Consider the following 25,773-nt stretch of genomic DNA (forward strand, 5'->3'; position numbering starts at 1 on the left):
ATCGGAGAAAACTTTAACGCTCCTGACGGGGGATTCAATCAGAATTTGGCATCAAAAGAGACTTTTCCCCATCTTTACCTGGAAAAACATCACTTCTTCTTCACCGATCCCTTGTTTTCGGCAGGCGGTGCCGATACTCCGCCGGAAAACGGAGCCGGAGTCCATTCCACATTCGACAGAGGCCCCGTTCCGCGCACTCGGAACAATCCGCCGGCAATCATAAACAAGGGAGAGGTCACCAGGCCGGGGAGGCCTCGTAAACTGACACGCAAATCCGCATTCACATAGAGATCCGACAAACGTATCCATCCCCCTCCCGTCAGCCCCATATTGCTTCCTTGCGCCTGAAAACTCTTCCCATTTTCGCTGGCAGTCTTGATGTATCCGTTCTCAATTACGAAATCGCACCTGGCAGTTGTGATATTGTAATTAATCAAATGCTTGACTCCGGGAACAACCGAACCGATCACCTTGCCCAATGTGCCGAAAAGAGGAATTTCAACAAGGTTCCCCTGGGACAGGGTCGCCATCCCTTCTCCCTTAAGGCTGTTAACATTCCCTCCCTGGGATCGGAAATTGACATCTCCGTTGACATAGGCGGGAGACATTTTTTCGTCATAGGATTGCCCAATACTCTTCAAATCCAGGTTTTTCACGGAAACGACGCCATTCAGGTCATCCCTTTCGTCAATCCGCGCATCGATCTTCGCCGTAAAAGAACCGCCCCAAATCGTACCGGAAAGGTTGCTTACCTTCACCCATGCGGGATCGATGTTCAATGTTCCCTTGCCATTGCGCATTTCGAGCGTCGTCCCCAAAAGAGGATAAGTCACCAAACCGGAGTACGCGTTGAAGGTGATCCTCCCCTGCATGAGGCGCATGTCATCCCCCATCGGGAACACGCCTCTACCCTGCAACTGGACGGGACTGTAGAATTTGAAAGTAGAAAGAACCTTCGTTGCCGAATCGGAAAACATCCTGATCGTGTAATCAGGATACACCCTGCCATTGATGCCGACAACTTCCACAGTATCCTTCAAAAAATCGAATTTCACCGTATCGGCCTTAACCGTACTTTTCGCAGTTCCTCCACGGATGTTCCGGCTATCGAGAAATCCTCGGTTGTCACAGACCAGTACGGGATTTGTGAGTACGACGGAACCGGGAACAACATGGGCTTTCGCGGAGGCGGATGTCAGCAGCACTTTTTTGTACTCAACGTTGGCAGCGGACAAGATGGCATCCAGATCGTACTGGTTTTCCGGATCCGTCAGGTTGACGCTCGCCTGGAACGAGAGATCCATGTTCGTATCCTTATTGAATCGGAAGCGTTGGATAAAGAAGTCATCATCATCCAAACCGAGAATTTTATCCCACACGTCGAGCGTAATGGTATTGCGCCCCATCAAGAACATGTCTCCCCCAAGATTGCCTCGGCCAAACAATTCCAAACTCGTTCCCGTTGAACGGGTCAGGCGGCAATCCTTCACGACAAGGTCGCCGTTTTCGAATTTGAAGGCAAGGTTCAATTTGGAGAACGGAACCTGGTTCCAGGAAAACTCGCTAGCCTCCAAATCGACATTCAACAAGTGAATGCCTCCATAGGTCAAATCATTGAAATCCAGGCTTCCCCTAGCGGAAAGACGGGCACTCTGGGGTAGTTGAAGCTGCTTCGGAAAAGAGGCCCTGCCTTTCAGCAATTGTTCCAGCACCTTGGGAGGAAACGAACTCGTTGCTGAAAAATAAACTTCCTTGCCCATAATGACTCCTTTCAGAGCCATCCCATGCCCATCACGCTCCAATGCACATCTATTGATGACAAAGCGATCATCCTTGTATTGTGCATCCATGACGATAGAGCCCATATCCACATCCATCACGGCAAAATCCTTCAAGTTCAATTTCACCTCGGCATTCCGAAAGACGGGCTCCCCCGTCCAGCCTTGGGGGAAATCCGCCGTACCGCGCAGGACGAGATCAGGATCTCCCCGCAGCGTCAATTCCTTCGGCATCTCAAACTTACTATCGCCAAATGAACGGACAAGGTGCACGAGAGCTCCAACCCCCAAGGTACTGCGGACATCGAATTTGAGTTCTCCGCCTTTGCCCATCACCTGTCCACGCAAAGAATCCTGTTTGTGAATCACGGAAAAATCCGATATGTAAAAATCACCGTTATTATAGCTGAAATCCGTCGAAAATCGGTCATAGGCATCTTCTCCGATTAAAAAGCGGGGAACCGATGCACTGCCAACAACTTTGATACTTTCCAGATCATTCCATGCCTCGTTGAAACGCAATTCCGATGCGACATGAAATGATGGAGAACTCTTCAGTTCCAATCCATAGGGGAGATGAACAGGAGAATTGGAAAATGCCAGGACCCACTTCAACACCGGAATGGAACTCTTGACATAAACCTGCACGGCACGCGAGGCCAGATCCGCCCGGGAAGATAACTCGAATGTCCCGTTTCCCAGGCGTTCACGGCACGACAACTTCTTCAACCACACGAGTCCTCCCGCATATTCCACAGACATGGTCAAATCCCGTACCTGCAGACTGTCATAGGAAACAGAAGGTACATCCAAATCTACCGCAGCCCGGATACCGCCCCCTCTTTGCCTGTCATCAGACACCGTTATCCTCCACATGGGAGGATGATCTTTCGTCCAGTGTACCTTCTTCATTTGTTCCAGGACATCCTGAAGCACTTTGCCGGCGTCCATGCTCCCCGTACTGCTCCCACCGGGAAAAAACAAGGAGGACAAATCACCGTCTTCCGGTAAAACAACCCGTCCATTCAGCACAAATCCCATTCCCTGGACCTTCCCCCGCACATTCTGGATATCCATCATGGAGGCTCCGGACGGAAACGAACACACCCCCGACTCAATGCCGGCGTCCAGATAAACACCCTGCATCATCTTGCTGAAATCCACCGGCACCTTGGCCGAAACATGCCCTATCTCAATCCTTCTCAACGTTACGATTCCATCCCACAAATCGGAAGAATCCAGATCGATTCTCACATTTCCGATACTTCCCAGCGGTTTGCCTTCCGGTAAAAATCCAGGGAAAACCTCAATATCCGAGGCCTTAACTGTCACACCGGACCACAAACTCACCTTCAAAGAACCAATGTGAACCTTGACCCCCTGCTTCTGGATTTCCTCTTCAACAAAATTCACCAGAGGACGGGGCACCCCCCAGACGGATATCCAGACAACCATCCCGCCACACGCCAATATCAGAAGAATCATCAGCGCTGGGATCAATCCGCGGATCCATCTCATGAGGGCAAAACGAAACATGGGGGAAACTCCAATAAATGACGAAGGGGATTATAAGGGATCTTGCCGGAATTGCACCATTTAATTCTCTTCTCCCGAAACATCATCGGCATGAAGACGGCTTTTCCACCAGTCAACCAAAGACCAGATCCCATATGTAAGGCCGTAACACAAGACTCCCAGCAAAGAACACGACAAGATCACACCCAAGGAAAATTCCACTCCGAACATCCAATAATTCACCCCATCCAAAGGTGCTAGGAAAAAGTTATCGGCAATACCGGTTACCACTTCTTTCAGCATGGAGATACTCGCTCCGGAACCGTCAAAGCCCAAAACCCTCAAAATCCACCAGCCAAGCCACCACTGGAGAGGTACGGCCACAACAATGAATCCGGGAGGAGACAACCAAGCCATAAAAACGGCGACAGGAATATTGCCTTTCTTCCACAAACATGCGGCAATTCCCCAAAAGGACTGCATCGGAACGGGAGCAATCGCACTCGCTGCCCCCCAGCCGGCTCCGACTGCCACGCTATGTTTGCGCCACAGCCAGTACCTTTCGTCAAAAATCTCCGAGGAGAGACACCGCCCCATCCATGTATTTTTCCGCTTTTCCGATTTGAGGTACTTTTTCACCTTGAACCGGAGTGTTCTGTAACGACGCTCCATGCAGGAGCAAGCAAACACGTTCGTACACCGTCCACGCAATCAAATTAACGTTCGTTGACACAAAAACGCCGTCATCCTCCCTAGTCGCCTTCCTGAGGGGAGCTTTTCCTTGCAGTCGACCACCATTCCATGGATACATAGTGGCACACACTCCTCCCCATGCCCAAAGAACGTCTTGATGTCCTCCTCGTAACACGCGGCCTTGTCGAATCCCGCCAACTGGCCCAGCGCCTGATCCTGGCCGGTGAAATCAAAGTCAACGGACATCCCGCAGGTAAACCGGGCGTCAAAGTAAATGAAGACGCTGAACTGGAAGTCAAAAACAAACCTCGCTACGTCAGCCGCGGTGGCTTAAAGCTCGAAGGCGCCCTGAAGGCATTTCCCGTATCGTCGGAAGGAAAAGTGTGCCTCGACATCGGTTCTTCCACTGGCGGATTTACCGATTGCCTCCTCCAGCACGGAGCTATCCGGGTACATGCTATTGACGTGGGCACCAATCAACTCGTCTGGAAATTGAGAAACGACCCCCGCGTCATCGTCAAAGAACAGTTCAATGCCCGCTACATGACCCCGGACGACATCGGCGAGGAAATCGACTTAATCGTCTCCGATGTCTCATTCATTTCCCTGACGAAGATACTTCCGGCAGCCTTCCCCCTGCTACGCGAAGGAGGAGATGCCCTTGTTCTCATCAAACCTCAATTCGAACTCCAGCCTGAAGACATCGGCCATGGAGGCATTGTCCGAGATCCCTTGCTTCACCGCAAGGCCGTCGACTCCATCCGCACATTCGTCACGGAAACACTGGGGCGCCAGTGGATGGGATGCGAAGATTCCCCCATCACCGGGACAGACGGCAACAGGGAGTTCCTGGCTTGGCTCAAATAAGTTTCACAGCACTCCGTCGCTGTTGCCAAGTATCCAATTGATCTTCCCGGGGCCAAAAGAAAAGCGCCCCGCCTTGATGGACGGAACGCTTTTCCTGATCAGTCTCTCTTACCGGGCAAGAAAATCTTGCCGATTCGAGAAGCAACCCATTAAAACGGAAAACTGATTTCCCGGAAATTTTACATTCCCATATCACTGTAGCCGCCATCGACATAGATGACCTGGCCGGTAATCGAGGCAGCGCCATCGCTGGCAAGGAACACGCCCGTTGCACCGAGTTCTTCACCGGAGCAGGAACGCCCCAGAGGTGCGCGGTCTTCGTACACTTTGAACATGGTCGAGAACCCGGAAACGCCCCGAGCAGCCAGCGTCTGGACAGGACCGGCACTAATGCAGTTGACGCGAATCTTGCGGGAACGCCCCAAATCATAGGCGAGGTAGCGCATCGAACATTCAAGGGCAGCCTTGGAGACGCCCATCAGGTTGTAGTTCGGTACCACTTTGACAGCACCCAGATAGGTCATGGCAAGGATGCTGCCGCCGTCCGACATCATGGGTTCTACGGCACGAGCCAAGGCAATCAGGGAATAGGCGGAAATATCCAGAGAGATTTTAAAATCTTCGCGACGGGTTTCCACAAAACTGCCACCGAGGGCTTCCTTGGGGGCAAAAGCCACAGAATGCAGCAGGCAGTCCACTTTGGGCGTTATCTTCTGCACTTCTGCAAAAAAACCGGCGATGGATTCATCGCTGCTGACGTCACACTCAATTACGGGAGTATCTTCACCGAAGGTTTCCTGGATGAGTTTGATCACTCCATCCTTCAGACGTTCTCCCTGATAGTTGAAAATAAGCTTGGCTCCGGCATCATGCCATGCCTTTGCGATATGGAATGCGATGCTGCGCTTGTTCGCCACACCCACGACAATGCCGACTTTGCCTTCAAGTAATTTGCTGGACATAACTGATTCCTTATTGCCTGATTTCCTCCGGCTTTTCCAGCTAAATTTTTTACAGGAGTCCACGGAAGGACTCCATAAATATGCAAAAAAAGGACACCGACATCACCGCAGTTCCTCATCAAACCGGGCAATCAGATCCTTCAGGGAACTATCTGTTTTCATCTTGGCCTCAATCGTTTTATTGGCGTGGATAACGGTACCGTGGTCACGCCCGCCGAAGGCTTCGCCAATATCCTGCAGAGAAACATTCGTCAGACGGCGGCTCAGATACATGGCAATCTGCCGGGGAAAGGCAATGCTGGCAGGACGGCGGCGACTCGCCATATCGGAGAGCCGGATATCGAAGTATTCCGACACGCGACGCTGAATGGCATCAATCGTGACCTGTTTGGCATTTTCCTCACGGAGAATGTCGCGCAGGAGACTTTCCACACGGGCAATATCGGGGGTATCCCCCGACAGTGAAGCAAAAGTAGCCACGCGCATCAGCCCCCCTTCGAGGCGGCGTACATTCTTACGGATGCGCTCCGCCAAAAACAAGAGGATAGAGTCGCTCACTTTCACATTCCACTGCTTCCTCTTCTGCTGAAGAATCGCCAGGCGGGTTTCCAGATTGGGGGACTGGACTTCCACAGTCAGACCCGACTCAAAACGGGATGAGAGGCGAGGTTCCAAATTGGAAATTTCACTGGCCGGTCTATCGGAACTGAGCACAATCTGCTTGTGACCGTTGAACAGAGAATTGAATGTATGGAAAAATTCCTCCTGGGTACGTTCCTTGCCTCCCAAAAATTGGACATCATCCAGTAGCAGGATGTCCACCTTGCGGTATTTCTTGCGGAATTTACTCAGATCGTTCGTCCGGATAGAATCAATGAATTCGTTGACAAACTGCTCGCAGGAAAGGTAGAGGACGACCGATTCGGGACGGCGGTTGACAATTTCATTCCCAATGGCCTGCATAAGGTGGGTTTTCCCCAGCCCGGAACCACCGTGGATAAAAAGGGGATTGTATTGGCACATTGGAGACGCCGCCACGGCAATTCCGACGGCGTGAGCAAACTGGTTATTAGCACCAACCACAAAATTCTCGAAACTGTAGTTCGGATTAAGGTTCGTTACCCCCCTGGCCTTGCGTCCCGTTTTACCGGAGACGGACAGTACCGCTGCTGGGCGAGCGTCTCCCGCTGCCTTCAGGGCATTGTCTCCCCAACCTTCCTTAAGTTTTTCATCATGGGAAGAAGAATCATTCCCTTCCTCCCCCAAAAGGCGAAATGTCAGGGAGCGGGATCCTTCCAAAACCGTCAGGGCGGCTTCCTGGATCAAATGGGCATAATTCGTTTCCACCCATGCCAGGCAAATATCGTCATCGGCAGCTATAACCAGATGCGTTCCGGAATCTTCTACGAGAACCAGCCGGGTAAACCAGCGCTCAAAAGTGTCCTTATTCACCTTGGCGTGGATGAGACCGGTGATTTTGGACCAAAGAGCGGTATTCTGTTCCTGGGGAATCTGCATGTTCGTAGAAGTCTGTTTCGTCGTGTTCGGTAAGAGCCGGGAGAGGGATGCCTGGACATGCCCGCCTCCCTGCCGGGAGAGCCGGATCAGGTCGGGGCGTTTCCGCCTCGGGAGCCACACAATACCCAGACAACCGGAGTGCGTGAACATATTTTTTCCCCCCTGCCAGGTGTCAATTCTGTCGCATCAAGTTCCATGGGGGTTCCACGGAGAAAAAAATTTTTTGCTTGCCTTCGAGATTACTTAAGAAAGATTGATATTCATTTTTCAAAATTTCTAATTTCCTATTTATTATTAATGGATTACGGATTCATAAAATTTTCATTCAAGGATAATTTATACCTAACTAATCGCGATTCAAAGAATTACGGCGGAGCCCGTTTCCTGGGAAATGGAGAGGCTGGAAAAGAACAAAAAAATCCTCTTTTCGATCATTTTTTCTCGGCAGGCAAACTCTTGTTACCCCAGTGTCAACGAACTGTGACAAAAACAGGGATAAGTGACCGGAAATGGAAGGAAGCGCAACGTCATACATCTCTCTCCGAACCCCACGATATAGAGCTCCTCAACCGACCGAAATACACATATCCCAAAAGACTCCGAAAGCCAGTCGTCTCCGATAGATCACACTTTCTTTCAACAGAATCCGACGAGGCACTGTCTCACACCGCAAAGGACGATTAGATATCATACTTGAAATAATTGCCCGGACGCGCAGAATCATTGCCAACATTGAGACAACATTCCCGGAGATATGAATACCCAACAATTCAACGAAGCCATCGCCATGCACTCCGCATGGATTTCCCCCTTGCGGGCTGAAATTGGCAAAGTCGTGATCGGACAGACAGAACTTGTCGATCGACTTATTCTAAGCCTCTTGTGCAAGGGCCACATCCTTTTGGAAGGTGTCCCGGGTCTTGCCAAGACATTATCAGTCAAAGCCCTTTCCGGAGCATTGGATGCAGCATTCGCCCGTATTCAGTTTACGCCGGATCTTCTTCCCGCCGACCTTCTCGGCACGATGGTCTACAACCCGGAAGAACGGGTTTTTACCGCGAAAAAAGGGCCCATTTTCGCCAATCTCATCCTTGCGGACGAAATTAACCGCGCCCCGGCCAAAGTTCAGTCCGCCCTGCTGGAAGCCATGCAGGAGCGCCAGGTAACGCTGGGGGAAACCACCTATGCCCTGCCCGATCCCTTCCTCGTGATGGCTACCCAGAACCCAATCGACCAGGAAGGCACCTATCAGCTTCCGGAAGCCCAGCTGGACCGTTTCCTCTTCAAAGTCGTCGTCTCCTATCCCGACCGCGAAGAAGAACTCCGCGTATTGGACCTGATGTCCACATCGACACCGCCGCCCAGCACGACCCCCGTTTCCACTCCGCAGCAAATCGCCGACAGCCGTGACCTCGTCAACCAGATCTACATCGACGATGCTGTAAGAGGATACATTGTCGATCTCGTCCGTGCTACGAGAAATCCCGAACGCGTCGACATCACCCTCAGCGGCTTGATCCGTGCCGGGGCATCCCCGCGAGCCACTATCAATATCGCCCTGGCTTCGCGCGCGCTCGCCTTTATGCATCACCGTTCCTTCGTCACGCCGCAGGATATCAAAGACCTGGCCCACGACATCCTGCGCCACCGCATCCTGCTCTCCTATGAAGCAGAAGCGGAAAATGTCACCACGGATGATGTCATCGACCGCATCATGTCCAAAGTGCCAGTGCCGTAAACAGCGTATCCGAGGGGACACATCCCAAGCGTCCTCCTCGTCTCCGGCCTTGCCGAAATACAATAGGCACTTATCGGTGATGAACTCCTAACAATCTTACAATCAATATGGACAAAGCAGCGGAAATCCTCAAACGCGTTCACCGCATCGAATTGCGAGCCAGGCGACTGGCTGCGGAAAACTTTGCCGGACAATATCAGTCCGGTTTCCGGGGCCAGGGATTGGACTTCGACGACTTCCGGGAATACCTCGCCGGAGACGATCCCCGCTTTATCGACTGGAAAGTCACGGCACGCATGGGATCCCCGTTTGTCCGCCGCTTCAAGGAAGAGCGAGAACAAGCTCTCATCCTGGCAATTGATACGAGTGCATCCATGAGGTACGCCTCCGCCGGAGCATCTTACTCCAAGCTGGAATACGCGGCGGAAATCGCCGCTGTCCTGGCCTTCAGCGCCGCTCAGAGCGGAGACAAGTGCGGTCTCCTGCTCTTCGGACGCGGCGACCTCTTCTATGTCCCCCCCGCCAAGGGAGTCAAACAGACGCTCCGCATCGTCCGGGAAATCATCAGCTCTCCCGCAGGACAGGAGGACGAATCTCTTTCCGACGTTGCCAACACCCTGCTCCGCACTCAGAAAAAAACGGCTATGGTCGTCATGATCAGCGACTTTCTGATGGAGCCCAATCGTCCGGCTCTGGGAAAACTAGCCTTCAAGCACGAACTCATACCCATCCGGGTTTACGACCCTCGCGAACTTGTCCTGCCGGATGCCGGACGAATCATTGCCCGTGACCCGGAAAGCGGAGAACTCATGTCTCTCAACCTGTCCCGTCCGGATTTGAGAGCTGCCCACGAACACGCCGTATCACTCCAACGCGATGCATGGGTCAAAGATTTCCACCGCCTTGGTCTGGACTATCTGGACCTGAATAACAGGAACCAATTCCTCAGCCCCCTCAAAGCCCTCTTCGGACGTCGTGCCCGTAAATTTGCCCACTGATCATCTTCTGCAGCCATGATTCCACCGCCACCACAGCTTGATCCGTCCACATCTCCCGATGCCTATCTGCACACGGCTCTTTTAGCCTGGTGGCATTGGATGATTATCATTGTCGGCATCGCCCTCCTCATCCTGCTGGGCTTATGGATCGCCAAAAAACTGATCAAGCCGGTTCCGCCGCCGACACCGGCGCAGATTGCCCTGCAACACATCGATGCGGTGCTGGCCTCCGGCAAAGACCTCCGCCAGTGCGCCACGGAGCTATCCCTCATTCTAAGAACCTACCTCACCGGCACCTCGGAAGATCCCACCCTGTTCGAAACTCACCAGGAGTTCAGCATGCGGGCCGATGCCCTGATGAATCTCCCCGTCCAGGAACAGATCCCCGTCCGCAACCTGCTCCAGCGCATGGTACAACTCAAATACGAACCAAACACGACCGACGACGCCTCCGTTGCCTCCGAACTGGCCCGGGAAACCAAAGACATCATCGAGCGGCTCGAATACCTCTCACAACTCAAGGGCAATGAGGACGCCCCCCTTTCACGGGACACCTCGTCACCCAAGCTCAGCTTCACCAAATGACAGGCATGTTTGACAATCTTCAATTTGCTCATTCCGCATGGCTTTACGTCCTGCCTTTCCTCCTCCTGCTGGTGCTTCTCCGCAGGAAACGCGGGGCGGAAGGTTCCATCGACCACCCCACCATGCGCTTCATCGCCACCTTGTCCCGCAATCCGGAATCCCTCGCCGGACGCATTGGAGCCATCCTCCTTGTCCTGGCTACAGCCTCCCTGGCTATCGCTCTGGCACGTCCACAAATCATTGATGAAAAATCGCACAAGATCGTCAACGGCGTCGATATCATGATAGCCTTCGACCTTTCCGGCTCCATGACTACGCTGGACATGATGCTTCAGGGAAGGCGTGCCGACCGTCTCGCCGCGGCTAAATACGTCATTTGCAACTTTATCGACAAACGCCCCGACGACCGTATCGGTGTCATCGGTTTCGCCGGTAAAACCAAATCCTTCTGTCCGTTGACCCTGGACCACGCCCTGCCCATTTCCATCATCCAGCGCTTCACCGACAAATCAATTTCCGCAGACGGTACCGCCATCGGCTCGGCTATTGCCGCTGCTGCCACCCGCCTGGAAGACCGAAAGGACACCAAGTCCAAAATCATCATTCTCATCACCGACGGAGCCTCCAATTCCGGCCAAATCTCCCCGATCGAAGCGGCCACTGCCGCCGCCAAGCTGGGTATCAAGGTCTACACGATCGCCGTCGGTACGGAAAGCGGCCGCCTCGGAGGTTCCTTCCAAATCGCGGGAGACAACTTTGACGAACCCACTCTGCGCAAAATAGCGGAAATTACCGGTGGAGAACACTTCCGGGCTACGGATACCAACAAACTCCTGCTCGCTTTCTCCTCCATCGACCAATTGGAAAAAAACGAAGCCAAACTTTACGTCATCCGCAAGGAACAGGAACTCTTCATGTATTTCCTGGCCGCCAGTGCCATCCTCGCCGCTCTGGGGCTCTCCCTGCAGATCCTGAGACCCACCCCTGCACCGTAATTCTCCCAAGTTTATGTCATTCCTTTACCCCCATGTTCTCTATGCGTTGATTCTCCCGGCACTCCTTCTGATTGCCTCCGGACTCCTCATGCGCCGCCGTTCCCGCAAATGGGAGGAGCTCGTCTCCAGAGACCATGTCCAGGAACTCGTCGTCCGCCCCTCCGTCTGGAAAAGGCTGCTTACTCTTACTTTCGGTCTACTCGCCCTCTGCCTCCTCATTCTGGCATTGGCCCGGCCCTATTCAGGAACAAGAGAAGTCCCCACCATACACAAAGGCCATAATATCATGCTTGCCATCGACGTCTCCCGCTCCATGCTCACCCGAGACGTCACCCCTTCCCGCTTGGAAAGAGCCAAAACTGCCGCTTTCGATTTGCTCGACGCCTTGCCGGAAGACAACTTCGGCCTTATCATCTTCTCCGGAGAAGCACATCTCCTCATTCCCCTGACCCACGACCATAGCGCTGTCCGGGAAGCCATCGAACAACTTGAATTCGGCTGGATTTCCTACGGCGGAACCAACATGAAAAACGTCCTCCAGCTTGCCCTTAATACCTTCAAGCGAGACAAAGGAGAATCCACAAACGCCCTCGTCATCCTCAGCGACGGTGAAGATACCGTCAACCTTGACTACAACACTGCACTCGACGCTCGGGAATCCAAACTCATCGTCATCGCGGCAGGTATCGGCACCGTCAACGGAGACGCCATCCCCGACTCATCCAATCCTGATGGGTTATACCGCGATGCCCGAGGGCAGCATGTCATCTCCAAACTCGTTCCGGAATCACTCGAAACCCTGGCTCGTGAAACCGGAGGACAATACATCCACCTTGGAGCAGGCACCAACCTCTCGGCTCTCGTTAAAGACGTTTCACGTAAACTGGATGAGCAGGAAAACAGAGACGAAGTCCACACAATTCCAAACGACAAATATTACCTCTTCGCCATACCTTCCCTCCTATGCTTCATTCTCTGCCTCCTGGCCGGAACCAAATGGAGAAAATGGAGGATTGCCACCCGCAACTCTGCAGCAATCCTGCCCTGCCTGCTTATCATGGCAGGATTCGGACTGACTACCGTCCATGCAGCCGAACTGGCCCCCGGAGTACGGGAATCTCTGAAACAGGGAAAATACGATGAAGCAGTCAAACTGTTGGACACCTATGGGACATCCTCCAACATGACACCGGAAGATCAAGCCCGCCTCGCCTTCGCTCGCGGGTATGCCCTGCTCAAAAAAGGCAAGGATGCCGAAGCCACTCAGTCGTTTTCACAAGCGCTTCTTTCCGAAGACGAAGCTCTTCAATCTGCGGCTCATTATAACATAGGAAACACGGTAGCTGAACGGGCATTCCATTTACTCGCTCCTCCCCAGCCTGATCAAAACAAGGACATTGAAGAAGTATCCTCGAACCAAGCACCTACCCCACAGAGGCCAGGCAAAGAACAGATCGAAGAAGCACAAAAATTAATCCAGGAAGCCATCGAACATTATGATGATGCTCTCAAACTTAATCCTTCTCTCAAAACTGCCGTTAACAATAAAAAAAAGCTGACCGAATATCTGGAGCAACTTAAGCAACAACAGCAGGATCAAAACAAGGACCAGAATCAGGACCAGAACAAGGACCAGAACAAGGATCAGAACAAGGATCAGAACAAGGATCAGAACAAGGATCAGAACAAGGATCAGAACAAGGATCAGAACAAGGATCAGAACAAGGATCAGAACAAGGATCAGAACAAGGATCAGAACAAGGATCAGAACAAGGATCAGAACAAGGATCAGAACAAGGATCAGAACAAGGATCAGAACAAGGATCAGAACAAGGATCAGAACAAGGATCAGAACAAGGATCAGAACAAGGATCAGAACAAGGATCAAAACAACCCTCAGAATAAAACGCCCAATCCTATTGATTTAAAAAAAGACCAGGAAAAGGAAAGCGTCTCCGGTCAACAGCAAAGTGCGGAACAGCAAAACCAGCAACTTCAGCAAGCCCAAGTACAGGAATCCAAGGAAGAACAGGAGAAGAAAGAAGCAGCCCGCATTCTGTTTGAACGTCGAGACCAAGAAAAAGGTTCTCCTATCCCCCAAAACCCCTACATTTTCACTCCGGACAAGGATTATTAATTTATCACTACTCAAGCAAACATGAACAAACTATTATCCATCATCATCCTCATATTGGGGTTCGCTTTATCCGGCTGGACTCAGGTGATTACGCAATGGTCGTCCCAAGCCGTTGTCCCGGGAGAGAAAACGCTCATGCTTGTCATCATGACCAACGGAGAGATGGTGCAACCGTTGCCAACCAGCAGGATAGAAGGGGCCAGTGTCCGGTTTGCCGCCCGCAACTATATGGTATGGAACGGTTCCCCTTCCCAACGCGCCTTTTACTATGTCGCCTTCGAAGTTGTTGCCGACAAGCCAGGCATCGTCACCATTCCCTCCATCGAATTAAAAGGCAACAACGGAGCTATTTACAAGACAGCCCCCCAGTCCCTCAAAGTGTATCCATTCGATGCCATTAAATGGACTCCCATTCCCCAATCAGGAGGACGCCGACAGTACGGTACCCTCTGGCATATTGACGACCAGACACCCTACGTCAACCAGCCTACCATGACTGAGCTGAAATTCTATGTTCCGCCGGACATCGTTGAATACCAACTTCCATCCATTAAGGCAGACGGCCTCGCCACCTGGCGTTTCGAACCTCAGCCATCCAATATCAACATCTTCCAATTCGGATCGGCCCTTATCAGCGGTTACGACTGGAAAGTCTGTTCCTTCCACAGTGCCTTGACCCCCCTCCGTAGCGGCAAGGTCAAAATCGGCGGCACGGAAACCATGTTCGCCCTCGATAGTTCTGCGGATCCTATCCTGGCCCAGTTTACGCGCAACATGATTTCCATTCCCATGGAAATTCCGGAATTCAGTTTTGAGGCCCGCCCCCTTCCTCCCGGAGCTCCCGCCGGATTCAAAAACGCCGTCGGTCAATTCACCATCAAAGCCACGACCGATGCCCGCGATCTCAGCGCCAATGAACCCATCTCCGTCCAAATCACCATTTCCGGCACCGGCAATATCAACACTCTCAGTGCCCCGGAGCCCAAAGATCCCTCCCGCTGGAAACTCTATCCCGCCAACAAAATCGGCAATGATGAGGCCCGCAGCCTGAGCGGAAGCGTCACATTCCAGCAGTTGCTTCGTCCGACAGCGGAAACGGATGCCGTACCACCTTTCGAACTCGTCTATTTCGATCCCTCAACACAACAATACGAACTCATTTCCACTCCGGCCATTCCACTTCCCTGGAAAGCCACTGCTCCTGATCTCGTTCCCGCCTCCATGGCAGCCGCTGCAACACCTCCACCTGCCGGAGATGTCCCCGTCGCCAAAATGACCGACATTTACGGACTCGTTCCCCTCACCATGGCCACCAGCCTCAAGACGCCGGATTCCTCCTCGTGGTACCTGCTCGCTTATTTGCCTGTACTACTCATCCTCGCGTTTGCCGGAGCATCGTACATCCGGAAAAAACGCCTCCAGACGGAAGAATCCCGCGAACGCATGGCTGCCTTCAAGGCCATTCCCGTCAAAGAATCCACCCCGGTTTTCCTGCGTTCCATCGGTTCCTTCATCGAAACATACATTCCCGAATCCAAACAGGATGAAACATTGCGGAAAATCCTCGCAACGCGCGACGAACTTGCCTTCCTTCCCCAGGACACCAGCGACAATATTTCCGACGCTGAACGCAAGTCCATGGTGAAACATGTCCGGACAATCCTCACCAAACTCCCCGTCGTGTTCCTGCTGACCTGTCTCCTTCTGCCCATTGCCATGCAAGAAGTCCAGGCCGCCCCGCCTATCCACACGAAAGCAGCACCCAACCTCCTCTACGAACGAGGAGAATTCACGGAAGCCGCCAAGGCATATGCCCATGCAGTCACCGAACCGAACCAATATCCAGGTCAAAAGGCTCTCGACTACTACGGCCTCGGCAACAGTCTCTACAGATTGAACAAGCCCGGAGAAGCCGCCCTCGCCTACAACAGAGCTCTCAACATTTGCCCGGGCTTCACGGAAGCCCGTAAAAATCTCGAGTTCATCGAACGTAAGGAAGGGGCCATCCTTCCCATCAACGACCAAGCCTCCGAATGGCTGACCTTCGTCGGCTACCACTCTCTGCCACCGATCATCATCCTTTCCGGAGCCGTCCTGCTCACAGCCCTCGTCCTGCTCCTTTTATATCACCGCTACGTCATCCTCCTGACCGTATTGTGCGTTCTGGGAGGCCTCTCCATGGCGGCAGCCATTGCCAATAGAGCCATGTACCCGGTCATTCCGGAAACTGTCAACCCGTCCAGTCTGCTCATCGTCACGCAAGCCACCCCGGCCCGCCATGCGGCCGATGCCAGCAGCCCCACTCTGATGACCCTGCCTCCTTCTACGCCGCTCATCCTCCAAGCCAAACGCGGATCGTGGTATTACGTCCGTACGTTCACCGGTACCCCTGCATGGATCCACGCAGACTCAGCCTCTCCGGTTCTCACGAAAAAATTGCCCCTAGTTCGCCAGGAAAACTAAATAATTCCTATTTTAATTCAACGATCCTGCCGAGAAAGGAATCCAATCTTCATGTATATATCCCCGTATCCCGGGGTTTATTCAAACCGTAACCACCCGTCATGAATTACAATACGAAAACCGTTTATGAAGGCCAGGGCCGTTGCCTGACCACCCATATTGCATCCGGCAAAAAATTCGCCACCGACCTGCACCGGGATCTCGGTGGGCTGGAGGATAATCCGGCTCCGGCCGAATTGCTGGGAGCAACTCTTGCCTCCTGTATGATGAGCTTGGTATCTTACCTCGCCGGGCGCAAAGACATTGACGTCAAAGGAATGAGCATCGAAGCCCAGCCGGTTACAGAAGGTTTGAAAATCACGGGATTCAATCTGTTGATTACCATGCCCCTATCCTCCAACCATCCCTCTCGCCAGGCCCTGGAACAATCCGCCCAGACTTGCCCGGTCAAACAAGCGCTGGATCCTTCCATCAAAATCACGCAAGAATGGAAGTGGATCGGCTAAACGCTCCTCCTCACTCTTTCGCAAAACTGCCCCTCGTTGACCCGGGAGGCAGTTTTTTTCGTTTCGTACATACTATCTGTAAAACAATAGAAAATTTTTTACACAAAAAATGCCGGATGGTACGCTACGCAAGAAGGAACCGGTTATGAACAACACTCTTCCACAGGACGACGAATACGAGAATGGCAGTGCCCGGGACTGGGAAGCCTGGCTCAAGGAACATGCCGCCCGCATTTACCTCTTTGCCAGACAGCAGGCACGCACGCAGGAAGACGCAGAAGACATCGTCCAGGAAGCTCTCGTCCGGCTGGCTCGCAAAGAAGCATCGGGCGAGTTCATCGGAGGAAGAGAAGCCTGGCTGCCTTTCGTCTATACCTCTATCCGCCGTATTGCCATCGACTTCCGCCGCCGGGACGACCGCCGCACCCGGAGGGAACAAACCAGTGCGGACGACACAACGGATCTCTTAAACGATCCCTGGTTCAGCAGCGAATCCGGAGAAGACGAACTACGCAACCTGCTGGACCGTCAATTGAAAAAACTGCCCGGTAAATTTTCCGAGGTCATTATCCTCAAGATATGGGGAGAACAAACTTTCCAGCAAATAGCCGATACTCTAGGCATTTCGCTGAACACGGTTGCCTCCCGCTACCGATATGGTTTGGAACAGCTCCGCAAAGCTATTTCAGGACAAAAAGACGATTATCAATATTAACCGATTTCCCGCATCAAGATGACTCATCCACTCGCCCCCGCATCTTCACCCGGAAACGGTCTCTCCGCTCTGGAAGAAGAAGAACTGGTCGAAACCCTAAAAGGGATCCGGCCCAGCATTCCCACACAGGATAAAATTCATTCCTGGGCGCTCCTGATGGCACGCGCCTCCCAAGAAGCGACGGAAGACAGCCTCCGCCAGTTGAAACCGGCCTCCCCCGGAGAAATCCCGTCCATGAAATGGACTCTCGCCATGGAGGAAGCAGCTGGCCCTGTCATCCACCACTCCGACGAAAAACGGATACCGGAAGACCACGCTCCCGTCATCCCTGTAAAATCAGGTTTTTCGTTCAAGCGACGGATGACATATGCCGCAGCCGCCCTTCTGGCACTGACGATGGGTATACTGGCCTTTCTCTATAATTCACCAGAAAAAAACTCCATGGCTGCCACAGGTGATTTGAACAGACAGGCTGTGCGAGTTGTCCCACAAGGTGTCAACTGGAATAAGGAAAAAGGGATCGCGGAACGCCAGTTTCGCGTAGATTTTGAAGACACCATCGAACTACGCGATAAGAACGGCAACAGGATTTCCGTCTCCGTACCGTCATCCCGAACAGTCGTTGTTCCCGTTGAAACCTATTAATTCAAATTTTTCAACAACATGAACTCCTATAACCTCAAATTACTTGCTGCAGGATGCGGGCTTTGCATTGCTACAGCATCCGCTATTGATCGTCCCTCTTCACAAGCCCAAGGAGTCCAGGTCGCTCCGGGAAATGCTCCCGCCCCTACCCGGATACTCCCCAAGCAGGATACTCCCCAGACACCCCAAACAGCGGCACCTCAAAAGGCGGGACAAGTCAGACTGGGCATTATCCCTGGTGAAGTCCCGCAAATTGTTCGCGCCCAGCTTGCCATGAGCGGCTACCCCGGTGTCGTCGTAGAAAGTACGGAGCCGGGCGGTCCGGCTCAAAAAGCAGGCCTCCAAGATCTCGATATCATCCTGAAAATAGGCGATACCCCTATTCTAGGCGTAGCATCGGTCAAAGAAGCAGTGGCTGGGAAAAATCCCGGGGACAAGGTCAACATCCAATACTTGCGCGGAGGAAAACAACAGGATTGCACCCTCACTCTGGAAAAATCCCTCTATGGCGATTATCCTCATGGGAATCTTTCTACCGACGGAACTCTTCATAACGATATCGATAGAGCCATCGGAGCCGGACGTAGAACATTCCAGGGAGGCCCTTCACCGCTGGATGACATAAACCAGGCATTCGATATGATGGATCGCCTCATGAACGGAACGGGCGCCAACAATCCCTTCGACAGGATTGATCGGCTCCGTTCCCTGATGAATCAGCGCATGGGTATGCCGGCACCGCCTCCCAACGCCCTCCCCAATACGCAGGGAGCCCCCCTGCAAGGGAACTTCAGCTCGTCTTCATCATCCACGACCAGTTTTTCCGATGCCCAGGGCACCATCCGTATCACGACAAGCTCCCAGGGAGGAACCAGACTTTACGTTACGGACGCGAACGGCAAGCTTCTATTCGAAGGCCCGTACAACACTGATGAGGAAAAAGCCAATGTCCCTCCGGAAATTCAAAAAAGGCTCAGCAATCTCAACATCGAAATCGATGTGAGATAATTTTTCCTTCCTTCGCACGTTTCCAACGAGTGCTGGTAGAGTGAAGCCCCTGCTCCGTTTGTCCCGTCAACGAAGCAGGGGATTGAATAATTACTCTAGACATCACCCCTTTTTCCGTCAATTCTCTGTCCTATGAAATGGAAATGCCTTTTTCCCATCGCCTCGCCGAATGCTGAATCTATCACAGCCATCTGGCTGTCGTCACGCAACGGATACGCCGACTTCTCCTCCTGCGGCAAACCGGCTCTGGCCGCATCCTACCTTGCCGCCGATGCTGTACAAAAACGCCAATTGATCCAATGGATCGCCGACCATGCCGACGAAGCCACTCTCATTGACGAAAGCCTCTACACTCTGGCTCCCTCCGTACCCTGTCCCGGAAAAGTCGTCTGCCTCGGAAAGAGCTATGCAGACCATGCCCGGGAATTCGATGGCAGTGCCCCCACGGAACCCTCCATCTTCCTCAAAGCGACAACAGCCGTAGCGGGAGCCTTTTCCCCCGTCCTGATCCCCCCCGGATGTTCCAGGCTTGATTATGAAGTAGAACTAGCCATCGTCATCGGAGAGAAACTCAAAAATGCGGATTCCATCCAGGCAGCCCAAGCTATCGCCGGCTACACGATGATGTGCGATTACTCAGAACGCGACCTTCAGCTCAACCGCGGGGGACAGTGGACCAAGGGCAAGAGCTACGACACCTTCGCCCCTCTCGGCCCAACCTTCGTCACTCCGGATGAACTGACTGATCCGGATAATCTTCCCATCTTCCTCAAAGTCAACGGAGAATCCCGTCAGGCAGGCAACACGAACCAGCTCATCATGCCCATGGCTGAGCTAGTCTCTTACGTTTCCAGCTTCATGACACTCCTGCCGGGAGACGTCATCTCCACCGGTACTCCCGTCGGGGTAGCCATCGGCATGGATCCTCCCCAATTCCTGCAACCCGGCGACATCGTCGAATGGGGAACCCCCTCTATCGGTTTTGCCCGCCAGATCGTCGAACAGGATACAACGGCATCCTGAAACACACATGCCCGATTCACACAAGACTGAGGCGGATACCCGTACCCGGGCAAACTCTGCAGCCGCCATCACGGCCAAGTTGCTGGAGCTGTTCGGCAGTATCCCGGTCTCCCGGGAACTACACTCGCCCACACCGGACGAACGCGCAACTGCCATCATCAAGTCTGCCTGTATTAAAGCCGCCGCCACCTCGGCCACGCTCACGCTCCCAGCCGGACCTCTCGGTTTGTTGACGATCATTCCCGAACTGGCCGTCATCTGGCAAATCCAAAGGCAAATGGTATCGGACATTGCCTCCGTGTACGGTAAAACCTCCAGCCTCACAAACGAATCCATGGCCTACTGTCTGTTCAAGCAGGGGCTTTCGGTCACTTTGTCCGCCCTCGTCGTCAAAGTCGGACAAAAATACCTCGTCCGCCATGCATCCACCCAGTTCATGCAGAAAATACTCCAGAAGGTGGGTATCTCCATGACGGAAAAACTGCTCAGCCGAGGCATTACCCGCTTCCTGCCGGGTGTCGGAGCCGCCCTGATGGGTACCGTCTCCTACCGGGACACTTTGCGCGTAGGGCGTTCCGCCAGGGATTTTTTCAGTTCCGATATCATCTTCCTGGAAGGTGTTGCCAACGCCCCCGAACCGCAACACTCCCTGCCAAAGCCGAAGACAGACGCAGCAGAACTCCCGCATGATGCGGACATGAAACCTTGATTTGCCTCCCGCCCTACCTGTATAGTCCACCCAGCATCCCATGAATCTGCAATCTCACCGTACAGCTCCCCTGGCCGGAGAACTTCTCGTTCCCGGAGATAAAAGCATCTCCCACCGCGCCGCCATCCTCGGAGGTCTGGCAGAAGGCACAACCGAGATTAGTAACTACTTATGCAGTGAAGATTGCCTCAATACGCTCCGAGCCATGGAACAACTCGGAGCTCGTGTCGAAGTCCTTGAAAACCGGGAAGGATACGGTCCTACACGCTTCCGCATCACTGGCGTCGGCATGCGCCCTGTCCCGCCGATGCAGCCGATTGACTGCGGAAACTCCGGTACCGGCATGCGCCTGATGGCCGGCATGCTGGCCGCCTGTCCCTTTGATTCCGAAATGTTCGGTGACGCCTCCCTCTGTTCCCGACCAATGGGACGGATCATGATTCCTCTTGCTCTCATGGGCGCCCATATCGAAGCTCAAGGCGCCAAGGAAGGCTGCGCCCCCCTATTCATCCACGCCGGGCATGTACATCCCATCAATTATACGTTGCCTATGGCCAGCGCGCAGGTAAAAAGCGCCATCCTTCTGGCTGGGATGTTTGCCCATGGCACCACAACCGTCTATCAGCCCGCCCAGACGCGGGACCATACGGAACGCCTCTTCCGACATTTCGATATCCCCTGTACCGTCAACGGGCTAGACGTTTCCGTACACGGTCCTGCTTCCCCACAAGCCCGCGATCTGACTGTCCCGGCCGACATCTCGTCTGCCGCATTCTGGATAGTCGCCGCCGCTACGCGCCCGAATTCCGAACTAACCCTCCGCAATGTGGGATTGAACCCGACACGCGATGCAATCCTGCATGCCTTGCGCCGCATGGGAGCCGACATCACCGTCTCCGCCACCTCATCCCCGACAGAAGGAGAACCCTACGGAGACATCACTATCCGAGGAACAGGCCGTCTCCACGGAACGGAACTGCTCAGAGAAGAAATCCCCAATCTCATTGACGAAATCCCCATTCTGGCCGTAGCTGCCGCCCTGGCTGACGGAGATACCGTCATCCGCAACGCCCGGGAACTCCGGGTCAAGGAAACGGACCGGATTGCCACCACTGCCGCCAACCTCCGAGCCATGGGAGCCGCCGTAGACGAATACGACGACGGCATGGTCATTCACGGCAACGCGTCACTCACCGGATGCTGTCTGGACAGTTTCGGCGACCACCGCATCGCCATGAGCTTCCTCGTAGCCGGTTTCTCGGCGGAAGGAACAACCATCCTGGAAAATACAGACTGCATCGCCACCTCCTACCCCGGCTTTGCAAGCGATCTGGAACGTTTCCTGCGTATCTGAAAAACGGCGTCTTGTTCAAGTCGTCACATAAAACCACCCTGTCAGAATCAGGATGGAGGCAACCGTACAAGGCAGGCCGTACATAAAGAATCTCCTCATAGAAATCCTCAGTCCCGCTTGCTCCGCCGTCTGGATCATAATCAAATTCGACAGGCTGCCGACAAGAATGAGATTGCCTGTCAGTGAATTGGACAAAGCCAGAGCATAAGCCGTACGCGGATTGGCTGCCAAATCCGTCACCTGACTGAGTAACATCACGGCCGCCGTGTTGTTAATCAGGTTACTTAGCCCGGTTGCCGCCAGAATCATCGTCATGGGCTCGTCCAAATTCACGTTCCAATGCTGGAGCAAATCAACCATTTGACATCCCAGGTCATTGATATTGAAAGCTCCTATAATGACGAAGAGGCCCATGAAAAGCAAAATTGTCTGCCAATCCACACGCCCCAGAATAATACGGCTCGACCACGTATGGCTGCAAAGCATGATCCCCGCCACAAACAAGGCCACAATTCCATGATCCCAGTCCGTCAGGATAAAAGCCAAAATCAGGAATAACATTGCCGACAATCCCTTGACCGATCCCTGCATGCTGAACGGATGCTCCAATTCCGGCAAGGCCGCCTGGCTACCCTCCTGTAGCTGGAAGTTCTTACGTCCCAACAGCCAGCAAATCCCAAAACAAGCGAGAGCACATGCCATCACCGGAACAAGGGCAAATTTCGTATAATCCAGAAAAGACAATTTGGCATATTCCCCGATAAACACGTTCTGCGGATTGCCAATGATCGTCATACTTCCATTGTTGCACATGCACAGAGCAATCAGAAACGGAGAGGGATTCAACTTCTTGGCCAGAGCAACGGATACCAACACAGGCGCTACAGCTAGGGCAATGATCGTATTGTTAAAGAACGAAGAAAACACAGCCCCGCACATCATCAGGATGAACATCGACAAAACAGGACGATCCATATACGCAGAAAGCCTGTTGCCCAGCATGGTGTAAAACCCTGAGTAATGAAGCTGCGCCGAAATCACCATCAGGGAAAACACAAGTGCAAGAGTATGGAAGTCAATACTTTGAATCGCCTCAGGAAACGTTATGCAACCGAACACCATCATCGAAATGGCTCCGATCAAAGCAAACCCCGTACGATCCAGCCGCAGGGAACGCCCGTGACCAATACCGACCCATAGATACGTATTGATAAAGAGAATCAATGTAATCGGCTCCTTCCATGCCAGTAAGAAGGAATGAAGGGCATCCATGTATCCCATGTTCATGGCTCGTTGTTCTCTCGTGATCTTTCATCCGGAACAGCCCGGCACCTGTCCCTCCATCCCGGGAAATTCCACCCATTGGGGAAATTGCGGCATTGAACGGGCTTGACCGGATTAATCTTGCAGTCGTTATGCTCCAGCATGATGCAAGCACCGTCGGGGCCATCCTTGAGGGAAAGCCCCTGTCTGTTTTCCCTCAATTGGCAGTATTGTTCAATGAAGAAATCTTCGTCCATTCCCAAAAATCCGGCAATTGCCTCAATCTCCTCCGGCTCCACACAGACATTCCCCTCCCAGCGGCAACAAGCCCCGCATCGGACACAACGGTAGAGCACCTTCCCCTGGATATCTTCACACATGACAGGTGCAATATAGCAGGATCCATAAAAAAAATCAATCCGCCGATGTTTACCCCTTGCATGCAACACTGATTTGGGGTTTTATAAACGTATCTATAGTCGTTATGGATCTACCCGCCCACCATCAACACGGACAAGAGGTTTTCACCTGGGATCAGGTCAACCTGGCTCTCGAAGCGGCGGAAGAAGGTTTTTTTATCTGGAATATCGAGAAAAACGACATCCATTACACGGATCGCTGCCTCAAAATGATGGGGTACGGTCGTGACGAACTGGCACCGAACATTTTTACTCAGTCCGACCAGGTCGTCTATGAAGAAGACAGGGCATTCTTCGACCTTGAAGTAAGACGTTACCTCGAAAGCCTCAATCCGATCATACCCATGAGGATCGAAATCCGCATCCGCAACAACCGTTCCAGCGGCTGGATGTGGATTCGTGTCAACGGTAAGGCCAAGTACGATAAACACAGAAAACCGATCGAACTCGTCGGGGTCTTCGTCGACATCACCCGACGCAAGACCTCCGAACTCCGGGCTCAAGAAGAACGCGAACTGTTCCGTACCCTGATCGACCATATTCCCAACAACATCTACGTCAAAAACAGGGACTCGCGTTTCGTCATGGCCAATGCCGCTACCGCCCGCAAACTGCAAGTCCCCACCCCGGCCGACGTCATCGGTAAAACCGATAAAGACTTTTTCGACAAGAGCATGAGTGACATCTCACGCCGTGAAGAAAAAGAAATCATGGAAACGGGCAAATCCATCATCGGACGACTCCATCAGGAAACATGGAATGACGGGAAGGAAACATGGGGCATGGTCAGCAAATTCCCCTGGTACGGCAGCTCCGGCCAATTGAAAGGACTTGTCGGCATCTCCAGCGACGTCACCAAACTCGTCCGGGCCGAGCAGGCCATCAAAAAGACGGCTCAACTGCTCAAGGAACGCAACGATGCTCTGGAAAAAGAAGTCGACCTCGCCCGGGAAATCCAACTGGCCCTGCTGCCATACGAAATTCCCTCCCGCAGCTACCAGGCATCGGACATTCAGCGCAAACTCACCTTCCACCACATTTTCGCTCCGTCCGAAGGCGTTGCCGGAGACTGGTTCGATGTTTTTCCCGTTGGAGAAACGGGTGTTGGAGCTATCGTCTGCGATGTCATGGGACACGGCATCCGGGCAGCCCTCATCGCCTCCATGCTGCGCGGTATCATGGAACAACTGATCCACTTGGCCATGCATCCGGACCAGCTCCTGGAATCCTTGAATCATCAGCTTTCCAAAATCCTTTCCCATGCCAACATCACGATGTTCGCAACTGCCGTCTATGTTTACATCGACCTGCAGATGAAAACCATTTCGCTGTCCTCCGCCGGCCACCCAATGCCGATTCTCATGCATCAAGACGGTCATGCGGGCACACTGTCCCTTCCCCGGGGACTTGCCTTGGGAATCCTTGACGGTTCCAAATACAGCAGTGTTGAACTTCCTCTTGAATCCGGAAGCCGCCTTCTTCTGTATACAGACGGACTCACCGAAGCCCACAACGACAAGGACGACGAACTCGGCGCAGCCCGGGTCATTTCCTATCTGGAAAAGAGGGATCCGCAAAGTATCCGCGACTTTGTCCTGAGCACTCTCAAATGCGCAGCCAAATTTACCGGCTGTTCGAGTCTCTCCGACGACATCTGCCTGCTAGGCATCCGCTACGATGAAAAAGCCGACTCGGAACGGGGCGATCTAGGACTCGGTCTCTAACAGATAAATATATAATCCGCCTCTCCGGGGTCATTCGCGACCTCCATGAAAATGCCCGGACATCCCATTCTGCTACCGTTTTTTCACTCCTCTTCCTTCAAAAAAAGGATATTTGACTTGCTCCCGTAGACTCAGTGAGCATAATCATTGAGCACTCC

General features: G+C 53.0%; 21 protein-coding genes. 15 read left to right on the plus strand and 6 right to left on the minus strand.

What is annotated here, in order from left to right; all coding sequences use genetic code 11:
* Positions 1–89: 89 nt before the first annotated feature.
* Positions 90–3,296, minus strand: a complete 3,207-nt coding sequence (locus tag QET93_RS10610) for a hypothetical protein (protein ID WP_280131890.1) — start codon at positions 3,294–3,296, stop codon at positions 90–92.
* Between the two features lie 78 nt (positions 3,297–3,374).
* Entirely contained in the window at positions 3,375–3,965 is a 591-nt protein-coding gene (locus QET93_RS10615; protein ID WP_280131889.1) for a DUF2062 domain-containing protein, read from the minus strand.
* A 159-nt stretch (positions 3,966–4,124) separates the two neighbouring features.
* On the opposite strand from QET93_RS10615, the gene QET93_RS10620 reads away from it, so the two are divergent.
* Positions 4,125–4,853, plus strand: a complete 729-nt coding sequence (locus QET93_RS10620) for a TlyA family RNA methyltransferase (RefSeq protein WP_280131888.1) — start codon at positions 4,125–4,127, stop codon at positions 4,851–4,853.
* A gap of 179 nt (positions 4,854–5,032) precedes the next feature.
* On the opposite strand, the gene QET93_RS10625 is transcribed toward QET93_RS10620, so the two are convergent.
* The gene (locus tag QET93_RS10625; RefSeq protein ID WP_280126193.1) at positions 5,033–5,815 is read right to left on the minus strand and encodes an enoyl-ACP reductase; all 783 of its coding nucleotides are present in this window, start codon (positions 5,813–5,815) and stop codon (positions 5,033–5,035) included.
* A 102-nt stretch (positions 5,816–5,917) separates the two neighbouring features.
* Positions 5,918–7,483: a chromosomal replication initiator protein DnaA gene (gene dnaA / locus QET93_RS10630; protein ID WP_280126192.1), complete on the minus strand. Its 1,566-nt coding sequence runs from the start codon at positions 7,481–7,483 to the stop codon at positions 5,918–5,920.
* A gap of 604 nt (positions 7,484–8,087) precedes the next feature.
* Here dnaA and QET93_RS10635 point away from each other — a divergent pair.
* The 13 genes from QET93_RS10635 (at position 8,088) to aroA (ending at position 22,209) form a co-directional block, all read left to right on the plus strand.
* Positions 8,088–9,071 carry a MoxR family ATPase gene (locus tag QET93_RS10635; protein WP_280126191.1) on the plus strand — a complete coding sequence of 328 codons (984 nt, stop codon included), beginning with the start codon at positions 8,088–8,090 and terminating at the stop codon, positions 9,069–9,071.
* 107 nt (positions 9,072–9,178) lie between these two features.
* On the plus strand, positions 9,179–10,069 hold the full coding sequence (locus QET93_RS10640) for a DUF58 domain-containing protein (RefSeq protein ID WP_280126190.1): 891 nt from the start codon (positions 9,179–9,181) through the stop codon (positions 10,067–10,069).
* Positions 10,070–10,084: 15 nt separating this feature from the next.
* Positions 10,085–10,654: a hypothetical protein gene (locus QET93_RS10645; protein ID WP_280131887.1), complete on the plus strand. Its 570-nt coding sequence runs from the start codon at positions 10,085–10,087 to the stop codon at positions 10,652–10,654.
* Between the two features lie 5 nt (positions 10,655–10,659).
* The gene (locus tag QET93_RS10650) at positions 10,660–11,649 is read left to right on the plus strand and encodes a VWA domain-containing protein (RefSeq protein WP_280126188.1); all 990 of its coding nucleotides are present in this window, start codon (positions 10,660–10,662) and stop codon (positions 11,647–11,649) included.
* A gap of 13 nt (positions 11,650–11,662) precedes the next feature.
* Positions 11,663–13,786 carry a VWA domain-containing protein gene (locus tag QET93_RS10655; RefSeq protein ID WP_322189979.1) on the plus strand — a complete coding sequence of 708 codons (2,124 nt, stop codon included), beginning with the start codon at positions 11,663–11,665 and terminating at the stop codon, positions 13,784–13,786.
* 21 nt (positions 13,787–13,807) lie between these two features.
* On the plus strand, positions 13,808–16,249 hold the full coding sequence (locus tag QET93_RS10660; protein ID WP_280131885.1) for a tetratricopeptide repeat protein: 2,442 nt from the start codon (positions 13,808–13,810) through the stop codon (positions 16,247–16,249).
* Between the two features lie 101 nt (positions 16,250–16,350).
* Complete coding sequence (locus QET93_RS10665) at positions 16,351–16,755, plus strand: OsmC family protein (protein ID WP_280126185.1); 405 nt, start codon at positions 16,351–16,353, stop codon at positions 16,753–16,755.
* Positions 16,756–16,900: 145 nt separating this feature from the next.
* The gene (locus QET93_RS10670) at positions 16,901–17,470 is read left to right on the plus strand and encodes an RNA polymerase sigma factor (protein WP_280131884.1); all 570 of its coding nucleotides are present in this window, start codon (positions 16,901–16,903) and stop codon (positions 17,468–17,470) included.
* A gap of 18 nt (positions 17,471–17,488) precedes the next feature.
* Positions 17,489–18,115, plus strand: coding sequence for a hypothetical protein (locus QET93_RS10675; RefSeq protein WP_280126183.1), 627 nt, complete (start codon positions 17,489–17,491; stop codon positions 18,113–18,115).
* 18 nt (positions 18,116–18,133) lie between these two features.
* Positions 18,134–19,123, plus strand: coding sequence for a PDZ domain-containing protein (locus QET93_RS10680; protein WP_280131883.1), 990 nt, complete (start codon positions 18,134–18,136; stop codon positions 19,121–19,123).
* A 132-nt stretch (positions 19,124–19,255) separates the two neighbouring features.
* Positions 19,256–20,146 carry a fumarylacetoacetate hydrolase family protein gene (locus QET93_RS10685; RefSeq protein ID WP_280126181.1) on the plus strand — a complete coding sequence of 297 codons (891 nt, stop codon included), beginning with the start codon at positions 19,256–19,258 and terminating at the stop codon, positions 20,144–20,146.
* A gap of 7 nt (positions 20,147–20,153) precedes the next feature.
* Positions 20,154–20,855, plus strand: a complete 702-nt coding sequence (locus QET93_RS10690; protein WP_280126180.1) for a hypothetical protein — start codon at positions 20,154–20,156, stop codon at positions 20,853–20,855.
* A 40-nt stretch (positions 20,856–20,895) separates the two neighbouring features.
* Positions 20,896–22,209, plus strand: a complete 1,314-nt coding sequence (gene aroA / locus QET93_RS10695; protein WP_280131882.1) for a 3-phosphoshikimate 1-carboxyvinyltransferase — start codon at positions 20,896–20,898, stop codon at positions 22,207–22,209.
* Between the two features lie 15 nt (positions 22,210–22,224).
* Here the strand turns inward: aroA and QET93_RS10700 are convergent, their stop codons facing one another.
* On the minus strand, positions 22,225–23,496 hold the full coding sequence (locus QET93_RS10700) for an SLC13 family permease (RefSeq protein ID WP_280131881.1): 1,272 nt from the start codon (positions 23,494–23,496) through the stop codon (positions 22,225–22,227).
* Positions 23,493–23,852: a YkgJ family cysteine cluster protein gene (locus tag QET93_RS10705; protein WP_280126177.1), complete on the minus strand. Its 360-nt coding sequence runs from the start codon at positions 23,850–23,852 to the stop codon at positions 23,493–23,495. The genes QET93_RS10700 and QET93_RS10705 overlap by 4 nt, the downstream gene beginning before the upstream one ends.
* Positions 23,853–23,956: 104 nt before the next feature.
* On the opposite strand from QET93_RS10705, the gene QET93_RS10710 reads away from it, so the two are divergent.
* Positions 23,957–25,615, plus strand: coding sequence for a SpoIIE family protein phosphatase (locus QET93_RS10710; protein ID WP_280126176.1), 1,659 nt, complete (start codon positions 23,957–23,959; stop codon positions 25,613–25,615).
* The last annotated feature ends 158 nt before the right edge of the window (positions 25,616–25,773 follow it).

Source organism: Akkermansia sp. N21116 (assembly GCF_029854705.2).
Classification (GTDB): Bacteria; Verrucomicrobiota; Verrucomicrobiia; order Verrucomicrobiales; family Akkermansiaceae; genus Akkermansia.

Coding starts and splice junctions, on each gene's coding strand:
- QET93_RS10610 (WP_280131890.1), bottom strand. CDS start 3,296: ATGAGATGGATCCGCGGATTGATCCCAGCGCTGATGATTCTTCTGATA.
- QET93_RS10615 (WP_280131889.1), bottom strand. CDS start 3,965: ATGGAGCGTCGTTACAGAACACTCCGGTTCAAGGTGAAAAAGTACCTC.
- QET93_RS10620 (WP_280131888.1), top strand. CDS start 4,125: ATGCCCAAAGAACGTCTTGATGTCCTCCTCGTAACACGCGGCCTTGTC.
- QET93_RS10625 (WP_280126193.1), bottom strand. CDS start 5,815: ATGTCCAGCAAATTACTTGAAGGCAAAGTCGGCATTGTCGTGGGTGTG.
- dnaA (WP_280126192.1), bottom strand. CDS start 7,483: ATGTTCACGCACTCCGGTTGTCTGGGTATTGTGTGGCTCCCGAGGCGG.
- QET93_RS10635 (WP_280126191.1), top strand. CDS start 8,088: ATGAATACCCAACAATTCAACGAAGCCATCGCCATGCACTCCGCATGG.
- QET93_RS10640 (WP_280126190.1), top strand. CDS start 9,179: ATGGACAAAGCAGCGGAAATCCTCAAACGCGTTCACCGCATCGAATTG.
- QET93_RS10645 (WP_280131887.1), top strand. CDS start 10,085: ATGATTCCACCGCCACCACAGCTTGATCCGTCCACATCTCCCGATGCC.
- QET93_RS10650 (WP_280126188.1), top strand. CDS start 10,660: ATGTTTGACAATCTTCAATTTGCTCATTCCGCATGGCTTTACGTCCTG.
- QET93_RS10655 (WP_322189979.1), top strand. CDS start 11,663: ATGTCATTCCTTTACCCCCATGTTCTCTATGCGTTGATTCTCCCGGCA.
- QET93_RS10660 (WP_280131885.1), top strand. CDS start 13,808: ATGAACAAACTATTATCCATCATCATCCTCATATTGGGGTTCGCTTTA.
- QET93_RS10665 (WP_280126185.1), top strand. CDS start 16,351: ATGAATTACAATACGAAAACCGTTTATGAAGGCCAGGGCCGTTGCCTG.
- QET93_RS10670 (WP_280131884.1), top strand. CDS start 16,901: ATGAACAACACTCTTCCACAGGACGACGAATACGAGAATGGCAGTGCC.
- QET93_RS10675 (WP_280126183.1), top strand. CDS start 17,489: ATGACTCATCCACTCGCCCCCGCATCTTCACCCGGAAACGGTCTCTCC.
- QET93_RS10680 (WP_280131883.1), top strand. CDS start 18,134: ATGAACTCCTATAACCTCAAATTACTTGCTGCAGGATGCGGGCTTTGC.
- QET93_RS10685 (WP_280126181.1), top strand. CDS start 19,256: ATGAAATGGAAATGCCTTTTTCCCATCGCCTCGCCGAATGCTGAATCT.
- QET93_RS10690 (WP_280126180.1), top strand. CDS start 20,154: ATGCCCGATTCACACAAGACTGAGGCGGATACCCGTACCCGGGCAAAC.
- aroA (WP_280131882.1), top strand. CDS start 20,896: ATGAATCTGCAATCTCACCGTACAGCTCCCCTGGCCGGAGAACTTCTC.
- QET93_RS10700 (WP_280131881.1), bottom strand. CDS start 23,496: ATGAACATGGGATACATGGATGCCCTTCATTCCTTCTTACTGGCATGG.
- QET93_RS10705 (WP_280126177.1), bottom strand. CDS start 23,852: ATGTGTGAAGATATCCAGGGGAAGGTGCTCTACCGTTGTGTCCGATGC.
- QET93_RS10710 (WP_280126176.1), top strand. CDS start 23,957: ATGGATCTACCCGCCCACCATCAACACGGACAAGAGGTTTTCACCTGG.